The organism is Microcoleus sp. BM001215392, assembly GCF_036700185.1.
Lineage (GTDB): Bacteria > Cyanobacteriota > Cyanobacteriia > Cyanobacteriales > Microcoleaceae > Microcoleus.
Window position 1 is genome coordinate 1 of record NZ_JAUBOJ010000516.1, and the last position, 4,290, is coordinate 4,290.

Annotated in this window: 3 protein-coding genes and 1 pseudogene; all 4 read left to right on the forward strand. The window is 46.9% G+C overall.

Features of this window, described 5'->3' with window-relative positions; all coding sequences use genetic code 11:
- Window positions 1–756: pseudogene (locus tag QT974_RS31840) on the forward strand (serine/threonine protein kinase); the annotation flags it as partial.
- Window positions 757–1,055: 299 nt separating this feature from the next.
- Window positions 1,056–1,568 (forward strand): inorganic diphosphatase, encoded by a 513-nt coding sequence (locus QT974_RS31845; RefSeq protein ID WP_333472370.1) that lies wholly within the window; start codon window positions 1,056–1,058, stop codon window positions 1,566–1,568.
- A gap of 542 nt (window positions 1,569–2,110) precedes the next feature.
- The gene (locus QT974_RS31850; protein ID WP_333472371.1) at window positions 2,111–3,019 is read left to right on the forward strand and encodes an MBL fold metallo-hydrolase; all 909 of its coding nucleotides are present in this window, start codon (window positions 2,111–2,113) and stop codon (window positions 3,017–3,019) included.
- A 76-nt stretch (window positions 3,020–3,095) separates the two neighbouring features.
- Complete coding sequence (locus QT974_RS31855; protein ID WP_333472372.1) at window positions 3,096–3,662, forward strand: diheme cytochrome C; 567 nt, start codon at window positions 3,096–3,098, stop codon at window positions 3,660–3,662.
- The last annotated feature ends 628 nt before the right edge of the window (window positions 3,663–4,290 follow it).

The window sequence follows — 4,290 nt, forward strand, 5'->3', positions numbered from 1 at the left end:
TCGGTTCCGGCTTCTGACCTCTACGGTTTAGGTGCAACTTTAATTTATTTGGTAACGGGTTTACATCCTACAGAAATGTCGCAGCAGGATTTGAGAATTCAATTTGCCGATCGCGCAGCGCATCTCAATTCTAATTTAGTCGATTGGCTGGAGTGGATGACAGAACCGAGTTTGAACAAACGGTTATCTTCGGCTGGGGAAGCATTGCGAGCGCTCAAAAATCCCCGCCAAATAGACAAAACTCCTATGCCATTGCAGCCGCAAGGTAGCGATATTAAACTCACAAAAAATTCTGAGTTTATAGAAATTGTAATTGGGCCGCAAGGACTGAGTTTTAATTTAATTGCCCTGCTTTCGGCTGCGGTTCCTGTAAGTGTTTACTTGTTATGGGGTGGTTTTCAATATATCTTGCCTGCGGTAGTAGTAATGTTTCTGTTTGCACTATTTCGGGAATTGCATCTCAGAATCGATCGACAGCAAATCTCCTCTACCAGCCATCTGTTGGGGTTGAGATGGAATCATTCCAAGCCTGTCGCCAGACAGGACATTTGCCAGTTGGAATTTAAGACTAGGCTCAACAGCCTAGATAAATCATCCAAAGCTTCTGAAGTGATTGTTCAAGCGGGCGACCAAAAATATCGACTACATGGACGAAGTGAAGCAGAAATCGAGTGGTTAGCAACAGAGCTTAGCCAGTGGTTGGGAGTGAAAATTAAAAGAACTTTGACAGACAAAGCAGATGAATGGTTTTGTTAATATCTCCCCGATCGCCCAAACAAACTATTCCCCCCTCAAACTGTGGAATTATCCCATTTTTGCGAATATATCCGTGGGGGCGAAGCATTACGGTAGTAAATCTCTGCTTATAGCCATAAATTATCTGCCGTAATGCTTCGCCCCTACAGTCATTGGGATGCTCCTAACTCGGAGAGTACACACGCCCACATTCTCTCAATCTGATGCAGCATCGATCCCGATCGCCCGTAAAATACTCTGAAAGGGATGAGTGCAAGTAGCGCTCATCCCCGATCGTCTGTTAACTTGGAGATATTATTGTGGACTTATCCCTAATTCCGGCACAGCCAAAACCAGGACTGCTCAACGTCCTGATCGAAATCACCGCCGGCAGCAAAAACAAATACGAGTTTGATAAAGACTTGCAAGCCTTTGCGCTCGATCGCGTGCTATCTTCCTCAGTCCAATATCCGTGCGACTACGGCTTCATACCAAATACCCTAGCCGATGATGGCGACCCCCTCGACGGCATGGTGATGATGGATGAGCCCACATTTCCAGGGTGCGTAATTCTCGCTCGTCCGATCGGAATGCTAGAAATGATCGATGGAGGCGACAGAGACGAGAAACTGTTGTGCGTCCCCGACAAAGACCCACGCTACGCCCATTATAAGTCCCTCAAAGACGTAGCGCCCCATCGCTTAGATGAAATCGCCGAATTTTTCAGATCGTACAAAAATTTGGAGAAAAAAGTCACAGAAATTCTGGGCTGGCAAGATGTCGATAAAGTAATGGCATTAGTCGAACAGTGCATCGCAGCCGATCGCAAATAAGCTCCAAACGGCACACTCCTCGACTGTAACCCAAATAAAAATTCAGGCAGCCGAACTTAAGGTAACCGCTGCACGTCAACAAATGCAGTCGAGGAGGGGGTAGCTACAATCAAAATTGGTTGGTGAATGCCGAGTCACCCAGCAGCATTTTTCAAACAGCTAGCCCAGTCGCAATCTTGAAAACAATACGAATGGTAGAGTAAGATTAAACGCAAATTCCAAATAATTGAGCCAAAGCCTTCTAGGTATGAGGAACTTTTAGCCAAACACAGACATTAACGCTATCTTAATCTCAGAAGACAGAACACGCCGGGCAGCCTCCAAGATGCAAAAAATCATCTCTCAAGCGTGAAATCTGCTACACGAGCGGCCAGTTACGGTTTAGGCTTGTAACAGCCCCAGTGTTCGGTAAGTCAGATTGCCCGGTTGGGTACTTGGATAATTTACCGAGCGTTTTATAGTACGGATTGCTAAAAAGTAAAAACTAAAAACTAAAAAATAAGACCTCAACTTCCAAGTTCCTGCGCGCCAAACTAAAAAAGATGCCAGATTCCGCACCCTCTCAAGCCAACCCACAGCCTTCCGATCAGAAAGCCACTATGGAAAATAGTCCTTTGACCGAGTTTGTCGTTCAGTTTTGGGGCGTGCGGGGCAGCATCGCCACCCCCGGTACCAAAACAATTCGCTACGGAGGCAACACCTCTTGTGTAGAAATGCGCTTGGGCAAAAAACGCCTGATATTTGACGGCGGCACGGGTTTACGAGTTCTCGGCCTTAACCTGCTGCGACAAATGCCGGTGGAAGCTCATATGTTTTTCAGTCACACTCACTGGGATCACATTCAAGGATTTCCGTTCTTTACTCCTGCTTTTATCCCTGGTAACTGCTTTCACATTTACGGAGCGATCGCCCCTAACGGCACTACAATCAAACAGCGTCTTGCCGACCAAATGCTGCACCCGAATTTTCCTGTGCCAATCCAGGTAATGCAGTCAGACCTTAAATTCAACGATTTGACTCCGGGCGATATTGTCGAAATCGACGACGTGAAAATAGAAACGGCACTGCTCAACCATCCCAATACCGCGATCGGATATCGAGTCACGTGGGAGGGACACACAGCCGTCTACTGCACCGATACAGAACATTTTCCCGATCGCTTGGACGAAAATGTGGTGCACCTAGCCCGCAACGCAGACGTGCTGATTTACGACGCCAACTACACCAACGAAGAGTATTACGACTTCAAAAACCCAAAAGTCGGCTGGGGACACTCAACTTGGCAAGCAGGAGTAGAAATAGCCAAAGCTGCTGGAGTCAAAAGAATTGTGATGTTTCACCACGATCCGGGTCATGATGACAATTTTCTCGATCGCGTCGAAGCAGACGTGCAAGCAGTTTTCGCCAACGGCTGCTTAGCCCGCGAAGGCATGAGCATACCAGTGATTTAGCAAACAAAGCAATGCTAGTAGCCAAAAAAAACCGCCTTGCTTGCCCAGAAATTAGCAGCAAGAAGGCAGAAACAAAATGAACCACAAAAACCCCCCCAAGCATCGCTCTCGTGGCTTGCGGGGGCTTTACTCTACCTTGCTGGTGTTGATAATTGCCTGTTGTATCTGTGGCGGACGGGTAGCAGCGCAGGCTGCCAGCTCCAACACTCCAGCGCGACTGGCTCAAGTCTCTGCAATTGAAGATAATGGTACTGTCGATCGCATCCCCGAACGCTACCAACTCGGACAGCAACTGTACCTAGAAAACTGCGCCACCTGCCATATCGGCTTACCCCCGCAAGTATTACCAACAGAAACCTGGCGCCGGTTGCTGCAAGATTCGCAACATTACGGACAAACCTTGAAACTCCTAGTAGACCCGCCCCGCCTGTTAGTGTGGAACTACCTACAAACTTATTCGCGTCCCCAAGCCAAAGACGAAGAACTTCCCTACAGAGCCGCCAACTCTCGCTATTTCAAAGCTTTGCACCCCAGAGTCAAGCTGCCGCAACCAGCCAATATTAGCAGTTGCGCCACTTGTCACCCCGGCGTGTCTAAATACAATTTCCGCAAACTTACCGCCGAGTGGCAAAACTCTCCATAACCAAAATTAAGTTGATTATTATACGCGAGTGCGATCGTTTCGCGAGCGATCGAATATCGCGAGCGAAACGCTCGCACTCCTAAAAAACGCTTTTATATCAATTCCGGTGTGCGATTCGTTTAACCTAGCGCGACCTGATCGGGTTGTTTAGTATGGGAAGCCCACTTCCTTAGCGGATTCACACCCGCTACTCCCACGTAAAAGACTTCTTTTGAAGTCCGGTCACGCCTCAAGTAAGCAATGAAAGAGATGGAATGCAGACCACGAAAGTAACTCAAACTGCTAGCCTAAAGCGGTAAGCGTGCAAGGGGGAATCTTCCAATGGTGAACGCAAGTGAACTATCATTTTAAACTGCGTTATACGAAAAGGAGCCAAATCAGGCTGATCGGCTCTGACCCAGAAGTGTTGAATGATAGAAAAAGATTGCCAAAATTGGCAGACAAATGTATAAGCATAGAGCTATAAAATATCAATAACTAACTGAAATGCTATTTTCTAACTTCCCCAAAATTGGGCTCTTCTGGCTTTTTGGTGAAAAGTGTATAATGAGATACCAGTTATTGATTTATACCCTATGGATCTTCATCTTGACAGACTGCTTAATCTACCCGATGTTACTGTTGAAAG